The following is a 20615-nucleotide window of genomic DNA, read 5'->3' as shown; positions in this document are numbered from 1 at the left end:
TCGTGCTCTTGACCCTTCTGGCCCTCGTACTCGCAGGAGCGCCCGACGCGGAGCAGCAGCTGGGCTTCGCCCGCGCTCTCGACACCGAGGGCGACTACTACCGCGCCATCGGTGAGTACAAACGCTTCCTCTATCTGTACCCGGACTCTCCCCTGGCGGATGAGGCCCGGCTCGCCATTGGCCGCGCCTATGTGCACGGAGAGCAACCCGATGCGGCCGAGGCCCACTTCCTCTCCCTGGCTGAGCTCTCTCCCGAGTGGCGAGCCCGGACGCAGCTGGAGGTCGGTTGGGCGCGCTACGCCTCGGGCCGCTCCCAGGCCGCGATCCTCTCCCTCCGCTCCTTCCTCCGGTGGAACGACGCACAGCCACCCGCAGACACCGACCGTGCTCGCTATCTGCTGGGCTGGGCGCTGCTCGCGGAAGACCGCGGAGAAGAGGCTCTGGACGCCTTTGCCTCTGTCTCCTCTCTCCCCGAGAAAGGCCCGCTGACCCAGGCGGCTCGGAGCTGGCCCTCCCTGCCCCGCAAGTCTCCCCTGCTCGCGGGGCTGCTCTCCATCGTCCCGGGCGCCGGGCACCTCTACATCGGTGAGCCACTAACCGGGCTCGCGGCCTTGGGATGGAACGGCCTGTTCTCCTTCGCCCTCTATGAGTCCATCCGCCGCGATCAGGTGGGTGTTGCCGTGCTCCTCGGGGCGCTCGAGATGATCTGGTACACAGGCACCATCTTCGGAGCCGTCAGCGGCGCCCAGAAGTACAACCGCGACGTGCGACTCCAGGCGCTCGATGGACTCCGCGCCCGGTTCAATGACCGGCCCGTGTCCTGGCCTCCCAGCCCCGTCTCCCGCTGAGCCGCGCTACTTCGCTCCGCCCGCCTTCTCCACTTTGCGCAGCCGGGCGTACAGCTTGATCATCGTATCCGGGCGGCAGAACGTCAGGTGCTGCGCGCGCTCGTAACCCTTGCGCGACACCTCCACCTTGATGGGCTTGCCTGGCAGGCAGTCCAGCGTCAGCGACACCGGCGTGTTCCCCTGGTCGTTGCCGTCCACCCGCACCGAAACCCCACTCTGCTCGGACTCGATCATCAGGACCGACGCGCCATCGAAGGCCGCGCTCTGCTCGGTGATGACCTGCTCCGGGTTCGCCGCCGGCGTATCGAGTGTCGGCGCGATCGTCTTGTACGTCGGCTGCTTCCCCGAATCGGACGGCGATGACGACGACGGCGACGAGAACGACGACGGCGCCTGGAACGTCCCCTTCAGTTCCGGCATCACGAACAGCACCGCTGTCATCAGCCCGAACCCCGCCGCGCCCAGCCGCAGCGCCCCCGCCACCTTCCACAGCCCGCCCTCCGTCGAGGGCAGGAACGTGCCCACCTTGTCCCGGAGCGGCTGGTGCACGGACACCGTTCCCGTCGACACCGGCGTCCCCGAGCCCCTGGCTCCAGGCTGATCCGGCTGCCCGCTCGGGGACTGACCGGGAGCCTGAAGATTGGAGAAGCGCGACTGGACGTGCTCGGTCTCCTGGGCTCGGCCCATGAGCGCGTCCATCATCTCGTCCTGCTGGGGATCCTTGGCGTTGCTCACGTGACTTCTCCCCGCCCTCAGGCTCCACCGCCGACGACTCGGAACACCTCACGCAGCGTCGTCGCCCCGGCGCGCGCCCGCTCCACCCCCGCCGCCAGCAGCGGCACCATCCCTTCCTTCATCGCGATCTCCTGCAGCTGAGGCGAAGGCAGCTTGGCGTTGATGGCATCGCGGATGGCCGGTGTCACCACCAGCATCTCGTAGATGGCCGTGCGGCCCAGGTACCCGCTACCGCCGCAGCGCTGGCAGCCCACTGGGCTGTAGAACGTGCCCCCCGCCAGTCCCGCCGAGTCCAAGCGGATGACCTCTTCGGGACTGATGGGCGACGGCGTGCGGCAGTGCGGGCACAGTGCGCGCACCAGGCGCTGCGAGATGGTGGCCACCGTGGCAGATGCCAGGAGGAACGGCTCCGCGCCCATCTCGATGAGCCGGTTGAACACGCCCGAGGCCGAGTTCGCGTGGATGGTGGTGACGATCAAGTGACCGCTCAGGCCCGCCTGAATGGCCGTGCGCGCCGTCTCCGGATCGCGGATCTCGCCCACCATGATGACGTTCGGGTCCTGGCGCAGCACCGAGCGCAGACCCTGCGCGAACGTGAAGCCCTGCTCGGCGTTGACCTGCGTCTGCGCGAAGAGGGGCACGTCGAACTCGACAGGGTCCTCGATGGTCGCGATGCGCGTCAGCTCGCCGCGGGACTCCTTGATGAAGCCCAGCGAGGCATACAGCGACGTCGTCTTACCGCTGCCCGTGGCGCCCGCGACGAAGATGACGCCCTGGGGCAGCCCGAGGATGCGCTGGTAGCGCTCCTGCAGCACAGGCGGGAACCCGAGCGCCGTGAGCTGCGGCAGCTTCACGCCCGTGCGAGCGATGCGCAGCGCCACGGCCTCGCCGTGGTTGGTGGGGAGAATCGAGACGCGGACGTCGGCGGGGCCCTCATGGGTGGAGAGCGGGAAATGTCCGTCCTGCGGCTTGTCGAGCTTGTAGAGGGTGAGCTTCGCCAGCACCTTGATGCGGTTGATGAGGCGCGGGTGGTGCTCGCGGGGGATGGTGATGACCTCCTCCAGCACACCGTGGACGCGGAAGGCGATGCGCGTACCCGACTCGAGCGGGTGGATGTGGACGTCACTGGCACCGACGCGGATGGCCCCATCCATCAGCGAGTCCATGAAGACGATGATGTCCGGCTCGGGCTGGGTGACGATGCTGCGCAGGTACCGGCCCAGCTCCACCAGCATCTCGCGCACGACAATGGCCACGTCCTCGTTCACCACCTCCAGCGGAGACAAGGCAGGCCGCTTCGCCATGGGCGGAGGCGCCTTGTGCGCAAAGGACGTGACGAGTCGCGCGCCCACGCCCAGCGCAATCGCCAGCCCGGCGCTCAAGAACAGCAGCGGCGACAGGGCCACCTGCAGGTAGGAGCCGCCGAGCCGCAGCCCTGGCTCCACGCCGGGAGGCGAGTGCCGGTAGACAAAGGAAGCGATGCCCGCAGCGAGGACCAACCCGGCAAGGGTCCACAGCCCGCGGGTAGCCTTGCTCATCAGCGCAGTCATGGGATGAGGGAGAACCTACCACCCTGGGCAGGCCCCTCCAACTGGCTGCCAGGTTCCCCGGGCTCTACGCCTCCGCGTCCGCTGAGTAGCTCAGCGACTGGATGCGGCGGACGATCTCCTCGTTGGCTGCCTTGCGCTCCCGGGTGAGTCTCTCTAGCGCGGCACCGATAGCGTCCAGCCGGTTCTCCTGCTCGCTCAGCTTCGACACGAAGCGCTCGGCCAGCTCCCGCTGCGTGGCTCCGCTCTTGAGTGACTCGATGTTCGACCGGATGCGCTCCTGGTCCTTGAAGAGCTCCGTCCGCTCGTTCGTCAGCTGCTGCTCCTCCTGCGTCAGCTTCGCCACCCGATCCTTCAGCGCGAGGATCTCCCTCAGCGCCTCCGCCAGCTTCGTGTCCACGTAGCGCTTCTTCACGAAGAGCATCACGTGCTCGCTCTGGATGGAGCTCAGGTGGTACTGCTCCGTCCCCCGCGTGCGCTCCGTCACCGGGAGCTCCACGCTCGCCCCCGGCGCCAGCTCCAGCTTGAAGCGCCAGAAGCCCTCCGTCGTCTCCGCCGGCGCGGGCGTGTCCTTCAGCTCCCCTCCCCCCAGGCGCGGGTGCTCCAGGTAGAGCGTGGCCGGCCGCTTCCCCTTGTTCCGCACCGTGTACGTCATCTTCCGGAACAGGTAGTGCTCCACCACCATCACTCCCCGGTCCACCACCACCCGGAACACCGGCCCGTTCTCCGTCGAGTCCACCGGCGTCACGACACAGCTCAGCTCCACCGCGTACGGCACGAAGCGCTTGTCGTCCGGCTTCATCGTGTCGAGCATCGCCTCGCCCACGTACGTTTCCGCCTCCAACACCGTCACCGGCCCGCCCTCCAGCGTCAGCCCCGTCGTGTTCGTGAACTCGATACACGCCATGGGGTTCTTCTCGCGCGTGGACCGGTTGTAGAGCAGCACCCGGCGCCCCTCGAACGGCCGCTGCAGGATGGGCACCAGCGCGCTCTGGTTGCGGTGCACCGTCACCGGATGACCCACCCGGTACTCGAACAGATCCCCCACCTCCTTCGTCAGCGTCTTCACCTCCACGCTGCGCTCCGCCGCCTCCCGCATCCCCATTCCGCCCTTCATCCGCCCACCCCTCGCCGGCGCCTGCATCGCCGGGGCCCCGAGCGTCGCGTACTCCTTTTCCTGCTGGAGCCCTCCGAAAGAGGCCCGGTCCATCTCCCCCAGCGCCTCCTCGGGGATGACGGGCGCGGCGGCCGCCTCCGTCACCACCTCCACGATGGGCCGCTTCATGTACCGGGGGTTGTACAAGTCATGCACGAAGGACACAGGCAGCCCGGCGATCAGCGCCAGCTCCACGTCCACCCAGTCCTCGTCCCCCGTGTTGTCCACCAGCGCCCAGCCCTGCAGCAGCGGCTTCTCGTTCTCCTCCAGGAGAATCCGGTAGCTCGTCTTCCATACCGGCGCCTCCACCACGTAGCTCACGAAGAGCTCCCGCTGGCCCTCCCCCGCCGTGAGGATGGACATCCGCTTGCTGTCCTTCTTGTACGAAGACAGCACCGTCGCCAGGTAGAACTCCAGGTCCTTGCGCACAGCGTCATCCAGGAACTCCAGCGCCCCCAGCTCCAGCACGTCGAACGTGCGCAGCGCTCCGTCCACCAGCAGCGATAGGAACGGCCGCACCACGGACGCCTTGCCCTCCACCACCGGCAGCGACTCCATCCCGACGATGATGCCCTCCACCCCCTCCTTGCCGCCGATGCGCGCCCGCACCCGTGCGCCTTTGATTTGCCCCAGCAGCGCCGTCAGGCTGCCGGTCTCGGGGATGCGGATGGTGGCCTCCTTCAGCAGCTGCTCCAGCGGCTTCGTCGAGTCGTAGCTCACCGCCGATACCGTGCCACCCGAAAGGTCCAGCACCGTCATCGACTTCAGCACGTCGTTCATCTCGCGCGCCTTGAAGTCCAGGTGCAGGGCCTCGGAGCCGTTCACCTGGCCCTTGCGCTCGAAGTAACCCACCCCGTGCTTGTAGAGGACAACACGACGAATCGGCAGGGCTGCGGGCATGAGGCCTCCAGGAATTGGGGATCTTCGGCGCTCCTCGGTGTATCAAGTCGCCCGAGGGGAGGACACCATGGAACCTGCTGCGCCCAAGAAGCGCTCACCGTGGCTGTATGTCGGCATCGGCTGCGGCGCTCTGCTGTTGCTGTCCATCGTGGCCGTCGTGGTGGCCATCTCGTTCATGTTCAAGAAGGGAGAGGAATACGCAGCGGACCTCTCCAACCCCGTCACGCGCACCGCCATGGTGAAGAAGACCCTGGGCGCCGACACGCTGCCGGATGGCTACTTCGCCGTCATGTCCCTCAGCGTGCCCGCCATCATGGACATGGCCGTCCTCAGCACGCGCTCTCCGGACGCCCCCACCACCGGCCCCAAGGAGGAGGTGCGTGTCTTCGTCTACATGTTCCTCAAGATGTCCTCCGCCTCCGACCAGCAGAAGCTGCGCCAGTACGTCGAGGGCAAGTCCGACGACACCTCGGTGCTCACCCGCAACGGCGTGCATGTCGGCCAGGGAGAGATCATCGGCCGAGGCATCGTCCCGCTCTCCGATGGCCGGCGCGTGCTCTACGTCACCCAGCGCGGTGAGCTGTCCGCCCAGAATCAGAAGAGCACGGACCACGGGCTGAACTCCGTCCTCTTCCTCGAGTGCCCAGGCCAGACGCAGCTGCGCATGGCCTTCTGGATGGGCGAGGATCCGGACCCCGAAGCGCCGCTCGACTCTCTCGATCTCAAGGGGACCCCCGTGGACCCCGAGGCCATTCGCACCTTCATGTCTCCCCTCAACCCCTGCAAGGAAAGCTGAGATGCATCCCCGCTCCTCGTTCCTGTCCCTCGTGGGCGCCGCGGCGCTCGGAGTTCTCGCCGGCTGCGCCACCACGTCCTCTCAGACGCAACCCGATGGCACCGCCACCGAGCCGCCTCAGACCGAGCCCATGACGAACACGCCGCCTCCCTCCTCGGGCACCACCCCGTGGCACACCGCCCGCGTGGGCGACCGCGTCGTGTATGCCTTCACTGCCAACCGCGCGAACGTCGGCGCGAAGACCGAGGCGCGCGTCGCCGGGCGGCTGGCGTTGGAGGTGGTCGCCGTCCAAGCTCCTTGGGTCTGGCTGAAGCTCTCCACGAGCGATGAGGCGGGCAAGCCCAGCTCGAGCCTGCCGCTGTCGAAGGAGCTCGTCTTCCCCATGAGCACGGAGGCCTCGCGCTCCCTGGAATGGACCCGCGGAGGCACCGAGAGCACCGAGGAGCTCTCGGCCGGCGGCCGCACCTGGGAGGCCAAGCGCTACACCGAGGACAAGCGGCCCGTGGATGGCCCGCTGGAGAACCGCCTCTACGCCTCGAACCCGGGCCCGCTGTACCTGACGAATGGGCTGCTCTCCGCCAGCACCACCCTGTCCGGCTTCGGCGCGAGCGGCGGCCACCAGCTCACCCTCGTGGAGTTCCGCCAGGGCGCCGAGGGCAGCACGGGCACGGCTCCCTCGCTGCAGTACCCGCTGGGCCCGGGCACCTGGTCCGACTCCCGCCTGAACCCGGGCACCGGTGAAGAGGTCAACCGCACCTGCCTCGCCGCCGAGCGCGGCTTCCTGCTCACGAGCGTCGGCCCCGCTCCCACCAGCGGCGCTCCCTGCCCGAGCTTCGCCAATGCCGAGGTGGTGCCCGTCGAGGAGTTCCTGCACTCGCTCGCCCCCTGGATGGCCGATCAGCTCCGCACGCCTCGGTACACGGGTTCCCCGAACCGCCGCGGCACCCTGGACGTGAAGGGCCGCAAGGTCCCCTCGCTCATCTTCGAGACGTCCGAGAAGTCCGACGGTGCGCAGCAGCTCCGCTCGGAGTTCTACGCCGCGGAGCCGTGGGACTCCACGCTGGATGGGCTGCATTACCAGGCCCGCTTCGGCGCGCTGGGAGAGACGGTGGAGCGCGTGGAGGGCAAGAGCCGCAAGCCCACGTTCACCCAGCAGCTCTCGGACTGGGGCACCTGGGCCGGAGGCGCGAAGTGAAGCCCGCGCTCTACGTCGTCACCATCGAGGTGGCTCAGAACTCCGAGGCCGCCTGGAACGAGTGGCACGAGCAGCACCACGTCCCGGAGGTGCTGCGCCAGCCGGGCTTCCTCTCGTGCCGCAAGTGGAAGGACACGGCGGCCGCGGAGGATGGGTGGGCGCGCTACGTGTGCCACTACGAGATGGCCAGCACCGAGGCCGTCGAGCGCTACGCCGCCAGCGATGCGGCGAAGCGCCTGCGAGCGGACTCGGACCGGATGTTCGGTTACGTCACCCGCCTCCGGCGCCAGGTCTTCAGCGAGGTGTCCCGCTTCGAAGTGGATGCGGAGCCGGAGGCGGAGTAGCCGCCCGGCTCAGCTCTCCACGGAGAGCGTCACGTTGATGTTGTCGCGCGTGGCCTTGGAGTACGGGCACACCTGATGCGCGTCGTGCATGAGCTTCTCGGCCTCTTCCTTGGAGAGGCCGGGCAGCTTGCCCTTGAGCTCCACCGCCAGCCCGAAGCCCCCATCCGGCGTCTTGCCGATGGTGGCCTGCGCGGTGATGCTCGCGTCCTTCACGTTCTTGCCCTGCTTGCCCGCCACCAGCCGGAGCGCGCCCTCGAAGCACGCGGAGTAGCCCGCCGCGAAGAGCTGCTCGGGGTTGGTGACCGCACCGCCCGGCCCACCCAGCTCCTTGGGCATCGCCAGCGGCAGGTCCAGCACGCTGTCCGACGACTTCACGCGGCCATTGCGGCCACCGTGAGAGGTCGCGGTGGCGGTGTACAGGGGGGTGATGGTGACAGGAGCCATGGTGTCCTCGATTTACTTCGGGTGGAGTGCCTACGACTGAGCGCTCCCGACGTAGTGACCAACGCCCCGGGTTGCAACGGAATCCTGCCGGAAATGTGGACTGGCCGGATCAGAAGCCCGGGGGCCGTTCACCCGCGACACCCGAGGCCCTCTCCAGGGCCATGCCCACCCGGCCCAGCGTCCCCTCGTCGAACAGCCGCCCGATGAGCGTGACGCCGTGCGGAACCCGCCGCATGGGCGAGAACTTCGGCAGCGGCCGCGCGGGGTCCGGCGCCCAGTCGCTCCGGGCCTGATCCACCTCCACGAAACCCGTGCGCAGCGTCAGCGAGGGGTGCCCCGTGAAGTTGCTGATCGTGAGCATGTCGAGCTGCAGCGAGGGCACCAGCAGCAGGTCCACCTCCTTCATCACCCGCACCATCTCCTGCGCCACCTTGCGCCGCAGCCGATCCGCTTGGATGAGGTCCACCGCCGACAGGAAGCGCGCTTGGCGGAAGAGGTTCGGCCACGCGTCCGGCACCTGCATCTTCAGCGCGTCCACGCCGTGGCTCAGCGTGAGCTCCTCGAAGGCCGCCGCCGCCTCGGCGAAGAGGATGATCATCAGTGAGATGTACGGCCAGTCCGGCAGCGTGACTTCCACCGGCTTCAGCCCCAGCCGCTTCAGCGTCTCCAGCGCGGCGCGGTCCACGTCCGTCGCGGGGAAGTCCTCCATCCACGTTGGGAAATAACCCACGCGCAGGCCCTTCACGCCGGCGGTGGCGTCGAAGTCCAGCGCGCTCGGCACGCTGTCCACATCGCCCGCGTCCGGCCCGGAGAGCGCCTGGAGCACCAGCAGCGAGTCCTCCACCCCGCGCGTCATCGGCCCGAGCTTGTCCAGCGACCAGCACAGCGTCATCGCGCCAGTGCGCGGCACGCGGCCAAACGTGGGCCGCAGGCCGGTGATGCCACAGCGCATGGACGGCGAGATGATGCTGCCTCCCGTCTCGCTCCCCAGCGAGAAGCCCACGAGGCCCGCCGCCGTCGCCGCGCCCGGCCCCGCACTGCTGCCCGAGGAGCCCTCCTCCAAGAGCCACGGGTTCTTCGTCTCGCCGCCGAACCAGACGTCATTGAGCGCCAGCGCGCCCAGGCTCAGCTTGGCCACCAGCACCGCGCCCGCACGGTGCAGCCGGTCCACCACCGTCGCATCCGCGGTGGGCACGCGGTTGCGGAACGGCTCGGCGCCGTAGGTGGTGGGAATGTTCGCCGTGTCCACCAAGTCTTTCGCGCCCCAGGGGATGCCGTGCAGCGGACCGCGATACTTGCCCGCGGCAATCTCCTTGTCCGCGCGCCGGGCCTGCTCCAGCGCCAGCTCCGGCGTCAGGGTGATGACGCACTTCAGCTTCGGATCGAAGCGCTGCAGCCGCTCCAGGTAGATGCGCGTGAGCCGCTCCGAGCTCAGCGCCCGGGACTCGAGCCACCTCGAGAGCGCCGTGACGGGCGCGAAGGCGATGTCCTCATCCTTCCCCGGCAATGGCCCGGGCGAGGCCTTGCTCCGCACGAAGCGGTTGCGCGCAGGCCCGCTGGCGAGCCCAGGGAGCAAGGGGTCCCACCGCGAGGCGGGCGCCACCTCCGGCTCCAGCTTCGCGCGGCGGGGCCCCGTGCGGAACTCGTAGAGCGGGGCCATCATCTCGCGCCAGTTGCTGGCCGCCTGAGCCCTCTCCGCTGGAGTGAGCTGCACCTGCACCAGCTTCTCCGCCTCCGCGAAGGTGGCCGCGCTCACCCCAGGCCCCACGGAGGGTGCAGTCCCAAACGCGGGCGGTGCACCAGCAGGCGCTGCCGCCGGAACACCCGCATCGGAAGGTGCCGCCTCTGCGGTAACGGCCGCGGCCACTCCGGCCACGCCCAGTGCGGTACTGGTCAGAAACTCCCTGCGCGAGCGACTCATGTGACTCCGGAAGATCCAATAGATCTTTGATGGTTCAATGTTTTTACGAAGATCGGGGTTGTTTCTCGCATCTTGCGAACCCAGATTGGAAGCGGGCAGTACCTTGTCTGCCTAGCCAGCGCATCCTCGAGCCGGAGTACAGATGACCGACGACGAGCGGACAGTCGCTCCGCGGCAGGATCGCTCCGTGGCAGAAGCCCTCCCCCCCTTATGGAATGACCAGGGCCCCTGGCGGATGCTCATTGAGAGCGTCCGCGATTACGCCATCTTCATGCTGGATCCCCAGGGGAGAATCCTGACCTGGAACCCCGGTGCCGAGCGCACCAAGGGTTACCGCGCCGAAGAGATCATCGGCCAGCACTTCTCGCGCTTCTACACGCCGGAGGATCAGCACATCGGCAAGCCCCAGCTGCACCTGAAGCGGGCCGCAGAGGAGGGGCGCTTCGAGTACGAGGGCTGGCGGGTGCGCAAGGACGGTACCCCCTTCTGGGCCAATGTGGTGCTGTCGGCCATGAGGGATGCCTCAGGGCGGCTGATTGGCTTCTCCAAGGTCACGCGGGATCTCACGGAGCGCCGGCTCGCGGAGGAGCAGCTGCGACTGAGCGAGGAGCGCTTCCGCCTGCTCGTCGATGGCGTGAAGGACTACGCCATCTTCATGCTGGACACCCAGGGCCATGTGATGACGTGGAACCCCGGTGCCGAGCGCATCAAAGGCTACACGGCTCAGGAAATCATCGGCCAGCACTTCACCCGCTTCTACCCGGAGGAGGACGTCCGCTCCAGCAAGTGCGAGCGCGAGCTGGAGATCACGTTGCGAGAGGGCCGCTACGAGGAGGAGGGCTGGCGGGTGCGCAAGGACGGCTCCCGCTTCTGGGCCAGCGTCATCCTCACCGTGCTGCGCGACAGCACGGGCAAGCACATCGGCTTCGCCAAGGTGACGCGGGATTTGACCGAGCGCCGGCGGATGGCGCAGGAGCAGCTGCGACTGGCCCAGGCGCAGGAGGCCATCCGCCTGCGGGACGAGTTCCTCTCCATTGCCTCGCATGAGCTCAAGACGCCCCTCACCGCGCTCCAGCTCCAGCTGCAGGGCTTGCGTCAGCGCAGCGACGAGCTGGAGAAGCGGGTGGTGACGAAGATTGACCGGGCCGCCCGGAGCACCGAGCGGCTGACCGACCTCGTCGAGACACTGCTGGACGTCTCGCGCATCTCCACGGGCCACTTCGAGCTGAGCCTGCAGCGCTTCGAGCTCACCGAGGCCGTGAGCGAGGCCGCCGAGCGCTTCCGGGACGCCGCCACCCGCGCGGGCTGTGCGCTCACCCTGCGCACGGGCGCTTCCATCGTGGGCACCTGGGACCGGCTGCGCCTGGAGCAGGTGGTGAGCAACCTGGTGTCCAACGCCCTCAAGTACGCGGCCGGTGCGCCCATCGAGGTGTCGCTCGCCCAGGACGGAGAGACGGCGGTCATCGACGTGCGCGACCGGGGCCCGGGCATCCCGGAGGACGCCCTGTCCCGCATCTTCGACCGCTTCGAGCGCGCCGCCGAGATACGCCACTACGGAGGCCTGGGGCTCGGCCTCTACGTCGTCCGGGAGATCGTCAAGGCGCACGATGGAATGGTGACCGCGCACAACCTGCCCGAGGGCGGGGCCTGCTTCACGGTCCGGCTGCCGCTGGCCCCCAGCGTGCACCCCGAGCCCGAGCGCACTTCTTCCGAGGAGCTGCCCGCATGAAGTCCCACCGCGTCCTGATCGTCGAGGACGACCTGGAGATCCGTGAGAGCCTCCTCGAGATTCTGGAGGACCAGGGCTATGAGGCCGTGGGCGCCGAGAACGGGCTCGAGGCGCTGGACCGGCTGCGCGGCCCCGGGCCCCAGCCCTGCCTCATCTTCCTGGACCTGATGATGCCCCGGATGGACGGCCGCGCCTTCCGGCAGGAGCAGCTGCGCACCCCCGAGCTGGCGTCCATCCCCGTGGTGGTCATCTCCGCGTTCCGGGACCTGACGCCGATCGCTCAGGAGATGAAGGCCGTGGGCCTCCTCGAGAAGCCCTTCCAGCTCCAGGAGTTCGTCAGCATCACCCGGCGTCACTGCCCGGAAGTCACCGCCTCCCACTGAGGACTACGGGCGCGCGGCGAAGGAGGTGGCCGCGGCGGCGCGGGCGGCGGCCACGGCGGCGGCGATGTCCAGCTTGCCGCCCGTGCTCACCTTGCCCTTCAGGTCCGGATCCACCTCCACCGTCTTCACCAGCATGTCGCGCACCTGCGCCGCCGTGAGGTTGGGGTTCTCCGCGAACATGAGCGCCGCGGTGGCCGCCACGCGCGGGGTGGCCATGGAGGTGCCGCTCATCTTCTCCCAGCGGCCGCCCGGCACCGTGCTCAGCACGTCCTCGCCCACTGCGGCCAGCTCCACCACCTTGTCGCCGTGCGAGGAGAAGCGCGCCAGCTTGTCGTTGTTCTTGTCCATGGACGCCACGGTGATGACGTTGGGCAGATCCACGTTGGCCGGGAAGTCCTGCACGTTGTTCATGTTGCTGCCGTTGCCGTTCGCCGTGGCCGCCACCAGGAGGATGTCAGCGTCCGCCAGCTTCTGGATGGCCGCCTTCCAGCGCGCCTGCGAGGCCGCGTCCTTGTACTCGTCCCCGAAGCTCGCGTTCACCGCGCGGATGTTGGCGCCCTTGTCCTTCAGGCCCACCACGTAGTCCACCGAGCGCTCGAAGTTCGTCAGCAAGTCATTGCCGTCGTAGAGGCCGCCCACCGAGAGCACCTGCGCCTTGCCCGCCGCCACGCCAGTGTTGCCCTGGCCGTTGTCCTCGGCGGCGATGATGCCCGCCACGTGCGTGCCGTGGTCCGTGCCCTCGCCCTTCATCGGGTCGCCCGAGTTGAAGCCCACGTTGAAGCCGTGCATGTCGTCCGCCACGCCGTTGCCGTCGTTGTCGATGCCGTCACCCTCGACTTCGTTCGGGTTGGTCCACATGGCCCCGTCCAAGTCCGAGTGCTTGTAGTCCACGCCGCCGTCGAAGATGGCGACGACAGGCGGGCCCTTGGGGGTCGGCTTCGGATCCACCGGGCCCTCGGCCTTGCCCGTGGCCTCGAGGCTCCAGTTCTTCAGCGTGCCCGTGTCGGAACGCGCCGTGTCCTCCACCGTCAGCGTCCAGGTGCCCTTCGTCTTCTCACCCTTGAAGGCGCTCAGGTCAAAGGTGCCCTTCAGGTCGTCCGCGCTGCCGCCCTGCTTGTCGCTGATGGTGGCCGTCTTCCCCGAGGGGCTCGTCAGCGTCACCTTCAGGTCGCCCCGGTAGGTGTGCGCCAGGTCCATCGACAGCTTCAGCGAGTCGATGCTCACGTCCTTGTCGAAGCTCACTGTGGAGGTGACCTTGGAGAGGTCCTTCACCTCCAGGTTCGGCGTGGCCTCGGCCTTGAGCGTCTGCGCTGTCGCCTCGCGGGCCAGCGGCTGGCGCGAGAGCGTCGGGCGGGGCGCGGGGGCCTCCGTCGGGTTCAGCTGCGGCGAGCCCGGACGCAGGCCGGTGGGGCGCGCCACGAAGGTGTTGCCCGGGCGATCCACGAAGTTCGAGCGCGCGGGTGCGGAGTCGAAGCCATCCGCCGCGCGGCTCGCGCGGGCCTCCGAGCGAGGAGCCGGGGCCGGGGCCTTAGGCTGCGCCGTCTCGGTGCGGGGGGTCGAAGTCGGAAGCGAAGGAGAAGGGAGCTTGGAGATGGTAGCCATGCCGAATTGTCGGCAAATGGCGGAGGAAGTTGCCTATCCACCTACAAATAGCTCCACATCACCTACATGGCTGATTTGTGGGAAGGTGGGGACAACTTGTGGAAAACTCAGGTAGGCAAACATCCTACCCAACCCCGTTTTGAGGCCCCGCATCATTATATGCGGGAGCGCGGGGGTCCACGCTCAGGGGCGCGACTGAGTGCGGGCGGCCAGCCGCAGCAGCTCCTCCTCCGCGAGCTGCTCGGTGGACAGGGCGGACGGGTCCGCCCGGAAGCGGTTCACCTTGCCCTCACGGATGAGGTGGAACTCGCCCGTGGTCTGCTGGGGGATCTTCGCCGTGAAGTCCACCCGGGCCTCGCTGAGCATGGGCCGCATCTTGTCCAAGGAGTTCTTCTCTTTGACGCGGCCCACGAACCAGGAGCGGATGGTGTCGCGGCACTTGTAGTCGAAGTCGCCCGGGCTCTGGGTCGCCAGCATCAAGCCCAGCCCTCCCGAGCGAGCCCGCTTCAGCAGGTTCTCCATGGGCTGCTTGGTGGCGGGCTGACGCGTGGCAGGCAGGTACATGTCCGCCTCGTCAAAGAGGATGACGGCCTGCAGTGAGCTGGAGGGGCTGCGGTTGAGCCACCGCGTCACCTCAATGAGGAACTGGGAGATCCAGAAGAGGACGCTGTGCGTGTCTCCCAGGAACCGGGTGCTGAGAACGCTCAAGCGCGTCTTTCCGGGCCGCGCATGGGCGCCTCGTCCGAGCAGCAGGTCCATGTCGAGCTTGTCTGCCCCGCTGCCCCCCAGCAGCTGGGTCTTCTCCGTGTCGATGCGCAGCCGGTCCAGGTCATCCGCCAGCTTGTCGAACAACTTGGTGTCCAGCCGGCCCGCGGCGCTGACCAGCCGAGGATCCTTGTCCCCGATGAACTGGATGAGCGGCTCCAGGGCGACGGTCTGCTGCGAGAGCTGGACGTATTGATCAATGGCCTGACTGAGCAAGGTCCGGCAGGACTTGTCGCGAGGGCTCTGCCGGTAGTCCAGCATGCCCGCCAGCGCATCCGCGGCATGGCGGGTGGCCAACTGCCGATCGAACTCTGGCAGCTGAGCGAGCCCCTCCGGAACGATGGCGATGGACAGCGGACGCCCTTGTGGATGCCCCGGAGTGAAGAGCGCCACATCCAGGCACTCGCGGAGCCGGGCCTGGCGCTCGGCGCGCTCGGGGCTGCTGGCACTGCGCGTCCAGAACTCCTCGGTCGCATAGCCCGCCAGGTCTCCCTTGCGATCCACGAGGATGGCCGGAATGCCCTGCAGCAAGAGCTGCTCGATGACGTTCAGCGCCAGTGTCGTCTTGCCGCTCCCGGAGCCGCCCAGGAAGGCCGCATGCTTGGTCAGCTCATCCGGGAGCAGGGAGATCTCTTCCTTGAGCAGACTCTCCTCGGCGCCCAACCGGAGAGGCACCGGCCCACGCGCACGTGAGGGAGCAGAAGGCTGACGCTGCGGGGGGGGTTGCTCGGTCCCTTGGCGCTCCGGCGCCGCCCGGGGAGGAGCAGCTGCCACGGGTGGAGCGGTCACGGGAGCAGGCGCTGAAGACTCGGTCTGCGGCGCCACCGCGGGCGCGGGCGCTGCACCGGGCACGGCCGCCGGGCGGCTCAGGTGGTCGAGATCCAGAATGTCCCGCAAGGGCTTGAGCTGGCTCAGGGGCTGGGTCGAGCGGAGCCACGCGGCAAAGCCCGGGTAGGACTCGTGCTGCTGCCGGAAAGCCTTCAGCGCCAGGATGAGGCGGCAATCGCTGTCCTCGAGCACGGCGTTGCGCCCGCCCTTGCTGAGGAGCTTGCCCAGCTCCAGGGCTGCCTCGGACTTGGGGCTGTTGGGAAAGGAGCTGGAACGAACGGCGACGGGGATGCGCCCCTTGGCGTCCTTGCGCACCTGTTCGATCTGCCTCGCGAGGGCTCCCCGCTGAGCCCCCTTGTTGCAGAAGGCCAGGCGCAGCCGCTGATCTCCGGGCGTGAGCTCCACGAAGAGGGCCTCACCCTCGGACCGGGCCTGGACGCGGTGTCCTGTCTCCAACTCGTCCATGGAAGCTTGCAGCGCCCACGCCAGCAGCGAGGACAGCTCCGAGTCCTCCTCCGGAGGCGGCGTGGAGTGCCCGGTGCGGAAATCGTTCCACTCCTGATCCAGCGCCAGGGTCTCCTGCGGGGGAACCTCGGGCAGCGGCTCTGCCTTCTCGCTGCTCAAGGGGAACTGATGGGGAAGCACTCCCGTGGAGATGGCGTGCTCGCGCCAGCGCCGGCACGTATCGAGAACCTCCCGTGCGCGATGGCCCGACAGCGCCTCGAAGCCCTCATGCGGGAAGGGGTAGGTGGGCTCCGCGTAATCAAAGGGTGCATCCTTCAGCGCGTAGAGGTGCTCCAGCCTGCGCTCGGTGATGAGCCGGGCCTCATCGGCCGTGCGCTGGGCCTCCAGCTTGATGAAGGGCGGCGCATTCTCGATGCGGTCCCGCAGCGACTGCGTGAGCTGGTTGCTCAACCCCTGCCAGAAGTTGTGCAAGCAGCTGATGACGATGATCGACGAGGGCACGCGATCGGCCAAGTCACACAGCGCGGTCATGGCCCGGCGGAAGTGCGGCACCTGCTGGGACTCGAAGTCGTTGAACCCCTCGAGCTGGTCCACACACAACACCAGCGAGTGGTCCAGCGCCGCCACGAGCCGCCCCAGGTGCTCCACGGTCTCCAGAGGGTGATGGTCGTGGATGCGAGGCACCAGACCTCCGAGCACCTTTCGATCGCCCTCGGACAAATCCTCGCAGCGCAGGTACTTGAGCACCCGGCTCTTGATGCGCGTGTCATTGCGCTGCAGGAACAAGAGCGCCCGCATCAGGTCCAGGTCGCACCGCTCGAAGAGGGGCTGCCCCTTGAGTTCATCCGCGGCAATGTCCACCAGCGCGGGCACCTCATCGGCATCCTGCTCGGAGTCCGCGAGGAGGGCGGCGACCTTGCTGCACCGCTCCAGCAGCATTCCGGAGAGCCGCTCCAGGCCCGAACGAGGCTCCGAGGGCGCCAGATAGGGCTGGTCCAGCGAGTCCACCAGGTTGTTGAGCATGTAGCGCCCATAGCTGGACTGGGCCGTCGTCATCTGCATGTAGCCGACGAAGCCCAGCGAGCGCTCGTGGGCCCTGGAGCGGAAGGCCCGCATCAGATGGGTCTTCCCGCAGCCCGAGTCCCCCAGCAGCAGCAGGATGCGGCCGGACTCCGGGCGCGGGGGCGTCGTCGCGCGCAGCAGCAGGCGCTCGAAGGCGGAGCGTGCCTCCTTGTGGATCGTCTCGACATCGAACGGATCCTGCCGCCACATGTCGTGGCGGTGCTGGATGGGGTGGAAGACCTCGGTGTCCGAGAAGAAGGCGGAGAGGCGGAGATCGTTCTGGTGGCTCATGAGCGGCGGTTCTCAAGCCCGTACGGCGGGGTGAGCTGCGGCTACAACGCAATGAAGTGGAAGGTGGCGCCCAGGTGCCGGGTCTCCGAAGCGGAGAGCTCCGTGGGGTCCATCAGCTCCACCATGTCGGCGCGGCTCAGGGACAGGAGCCGCTTCTGGTTGGCTTCGATGAGGCGGCGCTTGAAGGACTGCTCGTCCAGGCCGGGCGCCTGCATGGCCCGCCAGACGTGAGAGATGAAGACCCGGTCATCTCCAAAACGTCCTTCTGTCGCGCCACGGGCTACCTGCAAGACGCGCTCCGCGAAGTGGTGCAGGCCCTCGTCCTGGCGAGTGGCTTCCGCTCCCGTGGCGGCGGCGCTCGGAGGGGCGGAGGCGCTGTCTGGAGCACGGGGCTGAGCCGGAGCGGGCTCCCCGAAAGGCAGTGCCCAGGCCCGCAGCGTGGCCAGCCGGAGACTCTCCGGGTCCGTCCGCCGCGCGCCCACGCTCCTGGCGGCGAGCTGGTGCAGCGCCTGCGAGGGAGCGAGCTCGCGCGTGGCCTCCAGCGCCCGGCTGAGCAACACCGACTGAACGGCCGCCAGCGTGAAAGGCTTGTCCGTCTCCACGCCCAGCTGCCGCCAGCACAAGGCATCCCGGACCTGCGCGAGGCTTTGGGAGCCGGGAGCCGGGAGCCCGAGCTGCTTCTGCACGAGCACCGCGCGCATGCCATCCGCGCGGCCCAGCCGAGCCAGCGTCGACGGCGAAGGAGCCAGCCCCAAGGCCAGCGCCACCAGGTGAGTCCGCTTGAGCTGTTTCCAGGTGGTTCCCTTGGGCAGGCGCTCCAGGCGCAAGGCCGCCAGGGCCCGCGTGCGTCCCTGCGGGGTGAGGGTCAGTCCCTTGCGAGCGTTCTGCTGCACGAGCCCCTCGTGAACGAGCTGCTCCAGCAGCCCCTCCAACCGGGTGTTCCACTCCCCACTGCTCCAGCGGTGGTCCGTGAGAGGCTTCAACGCACGGGCCAGGTCACTCCGAGCCCCCTTCCCCTCCGCGCGTGTCAGCAACCAGGCGAGTGCCAGATCTCCAACATGAGACACTTCACTCCCCACCATCTGCATCCTCCCCCAGCGGCGGTTGCCGCCTTGACGGGTCGCGCCTGTGGGCCACGACCTCCAAGAGTGTATCGCGAATCTCGCGAAACCGCTCCACCACATCGTCCGCCAGGAACCGGAGCACCAGATAGCCTTCTCGCTGGAGCGCCAAATCCTTTCGGCGGTCGCGCCGATAGGCTTCCTTGTCCCGGAAGTGATAGTAACCGTCGACCTCTATCGCCACACGCAAGGTCAGTGACAGGAAATCCACCTCGACAGGTCGGCCCTGGATGAGGAATCCTGCCCTCTGATTGAGCTCGAAGAGGCCTTGCGTCTCTGGAATCTCTTCCAAGAGCAGGTGCAGGAACTCCTCTTCGGCGCTCCGGGCGCGGCTGGCTCCGGAAGGTTCGCGGGCAGCGGCTTCCCGAGCCAGCGCTGCCCGGCCAAAGCGGGTCACCAGCTCATCCGAGGCGCCATCCTCGGCAAGCTGGGCCAGGGGCGCAGCGAGAAGCTCGGTGTCGCGGACGCCCAGTTCCTCCAACCTCCGCTGCAAAGCCTGAGGTGAAGGCGCTGCCACCTCGATGAGCCCCTCGCGGACCATGGCGAGTGAGCGACTCTCAGGGCCTGCCAGGAACGCGTCGACCCAGGTCCGCTCCACGCTGAGCGCGATGGGCAACACGGGCACGGCCTCGCAGAGATTGGCTGCGGCTCTGGAAGCACGCGCACACCCCTCTGCCCCGGAGCCCGTCAGCAAGAGCGCCGGAGCCGTCCCTGCGGGAAGGATGGCGTGCAGCGCCGAGAAAGTGCGAGCGGGGTCCCCTCCATAACCGCGGAGCAGCGGCTCGAAGAGAGCCCCAGGAGCTGGCACCTCCGAAGAGAGCAAAAGCAGCCTGCACAGGGGGCCGGAATCTCCCACGGGTGCCGCAGGCAGGAGCTCCTGAAGCAACACGTCCCGCTCGTAGGCCGTCTTGCCTTCCAACCGGGCTCGCAGAGCCCCTGGGGCGAAGCCCAGCACGTTCCCGAGGAAATCCGCAGCCGCAGCCGGGAGGTCCCGCGCCTTGGCGAGAGCCTCGGTCCAAGCACGAACAGCTTCGGCTGGGGTCGCGGACACAACCGTACAGAGCGGCCGGTGACGCGAGGCGAGCCAGCGGGAAAAGAGGCCCTTGGACCGTCCCAGGGGTCCCACCAACACGGTCAACGTGGGAATCCCTTGCTCTTCGCGCCTGCGGCGATGCCGCTCCAATGCCTGCAGTGCAAAGGAATCACTCTGCGGCGCCAGAAGACCCACGGGCATGAAGACAAGCATCCCGGGTCAGTCGCGAAAATTCAACTCAGCGGCGGGCGGAGAGGCCCTTGGGGGTGCGGCCCTTGGTGAGGTGGGACACGGCCTCGCCCAGCCCCTCGAGGGTGAGGGGGAACATGTTGAAGACGCGGCCGATGGTGGCGATGGTGCTGTTGGGCCAGATGCGAGGCGGCTCGGGGTTGAGCCACGCGCTGCGCTCGAAGTGCTGCGCCAACTGCATCATCCAGACAAGCCCCTCCAGCCCGTCCGGGGAGTAGTGCCCGTTGGCATCCGCGCGGATGCCCAGCTCGTAAGGCGCCATGTACGCGTCGCCCACGATGACGAGCTTGTGGTGCTTGCCCACCTGCGCAATCAGGTCCGGCACCGTGGTGCCGCCTGTGAGCTGCGGGGTGGCGTAGAGCTTCCCGTAGACGCAGTTGTGGAAGTAGTAGGTGCGCAGCTCCTTGAAGTGCGTGGCCCGGCTGGCCGCGCTGAAGAGCCGGCTCATCAGCGCTGCGTACGGATCCATCGAGCCGCCCACGTCCATCAGCAGCACCACGCGCGTGTTGGGCCGGCGCGGCGGCCGCGTCACCACCTCCAGCTCGCCCGCGTTCTTCGCCGTGGCGTTGATCGTCTCGTCCACGTCCAGCTCGTCCGGAGCGCCCTCGCGCGCGAAGGCCCGCAGCTTGCGCAGCGCCACCTCCAACTGACGGGTGTCCAGCACCACGTCGTCCCGGTAGCCCTGGTACTTGCGCTCGCCGGCCTGGAAGAGAGCAGTGCCCTGCCGACCGCCGGTGCCGCCCACGCGCATGCCCTGCTGCCCATGGCCCCCGTTGCCGAAGGGCGATGTGCCCCCCGTGCCGATCCACCGGTTGCCGCCGTCGTGGCGCTCGCGCTGCTCGCGCAACCGCTCCTCGAAGAGCTGCCGCAGGGCCTCCTCATCCAGCGAGTTGAGCAGCTCCTGCTCCTCGGGGGTGAGGTCCCTCCGCTCCTTGGCCTCGCGAAGCCAGTCCATCAGCTCCTGCGTCAGCTGCAGGCCCGCGGACTCCACGCCCTTGAAGTGCGCCAGGAAGGCCTGATCAAAGGCGTCCAGGTGCGCCTCCGAGTGCACCAGCAGCGAGCGCGCCACGTGGTAGAAGCCGTCGAGGCTGCTGTCATGAAGCCCCGCGCGCAACGCGCCCGCGAGGGCCAGCGCCTCCTGGGTGCCCACGGGGATGTTGCGCTTGCGCAGCTCGTAGAGGAAGGGCAGGAACATGGCGCG

16 protein-coding genes are annotated in these 20615 nt (G+C 68.3%); 6 read left to right on the top strand and 10 right to left on the bottom strand.

All coding sequences use genetic code 11. The annotated features are described in order from the left end of the window. Positions 1-2: 2 nt before the first annotated feature. Positions 3-848, top strand: coding sequence for a tetratricopeptide repeat protein (locus tag DB31_RS04000; RefSeq protein ID WP_240486517.1), 846 nt, complete (start codon positions 3-5; stop codon positions 846-848). Between the two features lie 6 nt (positions 849-854). Here the strand turns inward: DB31_RS04000 and DB31_RS03995 are convergent, their stop codons facing one another. From DB31_RS03995 to DB31_RS03985, 3 genes are all read right to left on the bottom strand, one after another. Continuing rightward, positions 855-1583, bottom strand: coding sequence for a PEGA domain-containing protein (locus tag DB31_RS03995; RefSeq protein ID WP_240486516.1), 729 nt, complete (start codon positions 1581-1583; stop codon positions 855-857). Between the two features lie 17 nt (positions 1584-1600). After that, a complete protein-coding gene (locus DB31_RS03990) occupies positions 1601-3121 on the bottom strand; it encodes a GspE/PulE family protein (RefSeq protein WP_240486515.1) in 1521 nt (506 codons plus the stop codon). 76 nt (positions 3122-3197) lie between these two features. Next, on the bottom strand, positions 3198-5186 hold the full coding sequence (locus tag DB31_RS03985; RefSeq protein ID WP_044182533.1) for a hypothetical protein: 1989 nt from the start codon (positions 5184-5186) through the stop codon (positions 3198-3200). A 67-nt stretch (positions 5187-5253) separates the two neighbouring features. Here DB31_RS03985 and DB31_RS03980 point away from each other — a divergent pair, with 67 nt between their 5' ends. Genes DB31_RS03980 through DB31_RS03970 form a run of 3 tightly spaced genes read left to right on the top strand, consistent with a single transcriptional unit; the run spans position 5254 to position 7521 of the window. Next, positions 5254-5982, top strand: a complete 729-nt coding sequence (locus tag DB31_RS03980; RefSeq protein ID WP_044182530.1) for a hypothetical protein — start codon at positions 5254-5256, stop codon at positions 5980-5982. Between the two features lies 1 nt (position 5983). Further along, on the top strand, positions 5984-7177 hold the full coding sequence (locus tag DB31_RS03975) for a DUF6068 family protein (RefSeq protein WP_044182527.1): 1194 nt from the start codon (positions 5984-5986) through the stop codon (positions 7175-7177). Then, positions 7174-7521: a DUF4286 family protein gene (locus DB31_RS03970; RefSeq protein WP_044182524.1), complete on the top strand. Its 348-nt coding sequence runs from the start codon at positions 7174-7176 to the stop codon at positions 7519-7521. The genes DB31_RS03975 and DB31_RS03970 overlap by 4 nt, the downstream gene beginning before the upstream one ends. Positions 7522-7530: 9 nt before the next feature. Here DB31_RS03970 and DB31_RS03965 read toward each other — a convergent pair whose 3' ends face one another. Both DB31_RS03965 and DB31_RS03960 read right to left on the bottom strand, forming a co-directional pair. Next, positions 7531-7965 (bottom strand): organic hydroperoxide resistance protein, encoded by a 435-nt coding sequence (locus DB31_RS03965; RefSeq protein ID WP_044182521.1) that lies wholly within the window; start codon positions 7963-7965, stop codon positions 7531-7533. Positions 7966-8074: 109 nt separating this feature from the next. Continuing rightward, positions 8075-9886 (bottom strand): amidase, encoded by a 1812-nt coding sequence (locus DB31_RS03960; RefSeq protein ID WP_044182519.1) that lies wholly within the window; start codon positions 9884-9886, stop codon positions 8075-8077. A 187-nt stretch (positions 9887-10073) separates the two neighbouring features. On the opposite strand from DB31_RS03960, the gene DB31_RS03955 reads away from it, so the two are divergent. Together DB31_RS03955 and DB31_RS03950 are read left to right on the top strand one after the other, a co-directional pair. Continuing rightward, positions 10074-11615: a sensor histidine kinase gene (locus DB31_RS03955; protein ID WP_044183810.1), complete on the top strand. Its 1542-nt coding sequence runs from the start codon at positions 10074-10076 to the stop codon at positions 11613-11615. Further along, entirely contained in the window at positions 11612-11998 is a 387-nt protein-coding gene (locus DB31_RS03950; protein WP_044182516.1) for a response regulator, read from the top strand. Before DB31_RS03955 ends, DB31_RS03950 begins: the two co-directional genes overlap by 4 nt. Before the next feature lie 3 nt (positions 11999-12001). Here the strand turns inward: DB31_RS03950 and DB31_RS03945 are convergent, their stop codons facing one another. The 5 genes from DB31_RS03945 to DB31_RS03925 form a co-directional block, all read right to left on the bottom strand. Beyond that, entirely contained in the window at positions 12002-13600 is a 1599-nt protein-coding gene (locus DB31_RS03945) for a S8 family serine peptidase (protein WP_044182513.1), read from the bottom strand. A 183-nt stretch (positions 13601-13783) separates the two neighbouring features. Then, positions 13784-17011: an AAA family ATPase gene (locus tag DB31_RS03940; RefSeq protein WP_044182510.1), complete on the bottom strand. Its 3228-nt coding sequence runs from the start codon at positions 17009-17011 to the stop codon at positions 13784-13786. Between the two features lie 41 nt (positions 17012-17052). After that, entirely contained in the window at positions 17053-18078 is a 1026-nt protein-coding gene (locus DB31_RS03935) for a helix-turn-helix domain-containing protein (RefSeq protein WP_240486514.1), read from the bottom strand. Between the two features lies 1 nt (position 18079). Continuing rightward, complete coding sequence (locus tag DB31_RS50260) at positions 18080-18751, bottom strand: endonuclease domain-containing protein (RefSeq protein ID WP_240486513.1); 672 nt, start codon at positions 18749-18751, stop codon at positions 18080-18082. A 652-nt stretch (positions 18752-19403) separates the two neighbouring features. Further along, entirely contained in the window at positions 19404-20609 is a 1206-nt protein-coding gene (locus DB31_RS03925) for a vWA domain-containing protein (RefSeq protein WP_044182505.1), read from the bottom strand. Between the last annotated feature and the right edge of the window lie 6 nt (positions 20610-20615).

This window comes from Hyalangium minutum, from assembly GCF_000737315.1.
In the GTDB taxonomy this organism is placed as follows: domain Bacteria; phylum Myxococcota; class Myxococcia; order Myxococcales; family Myxococcaceae; genus Hyalangium; species Hyalangium minutum.
The sequence above is the reverse complement of the archived record's forward strand: the minus strand, read 5'-3'. Positions and strand labels throughout refer to the sequence as shown.

What these genes read in the sequence shown, in the direction of transcription:
- DB31_RS03990 (WP_240486515.1), bottom strand. Translation starts at nt 3,121, where the DNA reads ATGAGCAAGGCTACCCGCGGGCTGTGGACCCTTGCCGGGTTGGTCCTC.
- DB31_RS03985 (WP_044182533.1), bottom strand. Translation starts at nt 5,186, where the DNA reads ATGCCCGCAGCCCTGCCGATTCGTCGTGTTGTCCTCTACAAGCACGGG.
- DB31_RS03980 (WP_044182530.1), top strand. Translation starts at nt 5,254, where the DNA reads ATGGAACCTGCTGCGCCCAAGAAGCGCTCACCGTGGCTGTATGTCGGC.
- DB31_RS03975 (WP_044182527.1), top strand. Translation starts at nt 5,984, where the DNA reads ATGCATCCCCGCTCCTCGTTCCTGTCCCTCGTGGGCGCCGCGGCGCTC.
- DB31_RS03965 (WP_044182521.1), bottom strand. Translation starts at nt 7,965, where the DNA reads ATGGCTCCTGTCACCATCACCCCCCTGTACACCGCCACCGCGACCTCT.
- DB31_RS03960 (WP_044182519.1), bottom strand. Translation starts at nt 9,886, where the DNA reads ATGAGTCGCTCGCGCAGGGAGTTTCTGACCAGTACCGCACTGGGCGTG.
- DB31_RS03950 (WP_044182516.1), top strand. Translation starts at nt 11,612, where the DNA reads ATGAAGTCCCACCGCGTCCTGATCGTCGAGGACGACCTGGAGATCCGT.
- DB31_RS03945 (WP_044182513.1), bottom strand. Translation starts at nt 13,600, where the DNA reads ATGGCTACCATCTCCAAGCTCCCTTCTCCTTCGCTTCCGACTTCGACC.
- DB31_RS03940 (WP_044182510.1), bottom strand. Translation starts at nt 17,011, where the DNA reads ATGAGCCACCAGAACGATCTCCGCCTCTCCGCCTTCTTCTCGGACACC.
- DB31_RS03925 (WP_044182505.1), bottom strand. Translation starts at nt 20,609, where the DNA reads ATGTTCCTGCCCTTCCTCTACGAGCTGCGCAAGCGCAACATCCCCGTG.